This window comes from Dethiosulfatibacter sp. (assembly GCF_983023055.1).
Window position 1 is genome coordinate 4112 of sequence record NZ_CEZJXU010000145.1, and the last position, 1234, is coordinate 5345.

Consider the following 1234-nt stretch of genomic DNA (forward strand, 5'->3'; position numbering starts at 1 on the left):
CTGCTGCAATTATGCATCCAAAGCTTGGAAAACCTTTCAGACAAGCAATTGTTAGAGGACTTGCGCTTATTCCTTCAAACAAGAAAATCGGAACAATGGGTTCAACTCTTGACATAGGACTTAACCACAAGGATGCAGCATTTATCCGTACTCATTTCGATTCAATGGAAATCAGAATTTCAGATGCTCCAATGGCTAATGAAATAGTACTTGGACTTGTAATCACAAACTGTGGAAGACCTCATCCAAGAGTTGGCGGACTTTCAATAGAAACTGCAAAATTTGAAGACGGCCTAAGATAAATTTAATATAAATCTGAAGAACCTGCTCTGAAGAAAGTTTTCACGAGCAGGTTCTTTTATTTTTCTTTATTTTTATTGTTAAAGATGATAAAATGTTGCGAAATTGAAATGAGGTATTTCAATTACGAAATGTCACAGTAGAAAAACAACCTTTGAAACCGGTTTCTAACATATGTTTTGTTGGCACAATAATTGCAATATAACTATATATAATATTGATTGATACAGTAACAAATATGAAAGGAGTATTTCAAATGGAAAATTTAAAAATAGCATTGGGGAATAAAGATCTTGGAAGGGCAATAGATATTGGAACAAGAAGAGGGGAGTTTCTCTTCAGAATGAAGGACTATTCAAGATCCTATGAAAAGCTAATAGGTATTGATATAAATACGGACGAGCTGGACAAGCTGAAATTCAAGGAAGAAAAAAATATTAGGTTTCATTTTATGAATGCATATGATTTGGAATATCCAGATGGTTATTTCGGTGCAGTATCAATATCAAACACTCTTCATCATCTAAATGACATGGAAGGTGTTCTAAATGAAATGACTAGAGTATTAAAAGATGATGGATATTTCTTAATCAATGAAATGTTTCATGATTGTGACGACAACAGCAAAAAAACTCATGGAATGCTTCATATTCTCGAAGCAGAGATAGACACTGAACTGGGAAGGATACATAACAAAACATTTGAAAAAGAAGAAATAATCAAGGTTGCATCTGATTTAAATCTGAGGTCTCTTGAGATAGTAGAGTACAGTGAGACATTTGAATTTGATAAAAAAATAGAAAAAAAACTAGGAAAGCTTGATGGAATACTTGCGTCTGTAAGTGGTTATCCAAAGTATGAATACTTCTGTGATTGTGTTGATAAAATCAGAAAAAACTACGATAATTATGGTGTGAAAAGGTGTACACAGCTT

2 protein-coding genes are annotated in these 1234 nt (G+C 33.1%); both read left to right on the forward strand.

Annotation, left to right across the window (positions count from 1 at the left end):
• Positions 1 to 302, forward strand: a 302-nt coding sequence (locus AC3AX0_RS06515) for an amino acid synthesis family protein (protein ID WP_487549497.1), incomplete at its 5' end; no start/stop codon positions are given.
• Positions 303 to 556: 254 nt separating this feature from the next.
• Positions 557 to 1234, forward strand: a 678-nt coding sequence (locus AC3AX0_RS06520; protein ID WP_487549498.1) for a class I SAM-dependent methyltransferase, incomplete at its 3' end; no start/stop codon positions are given.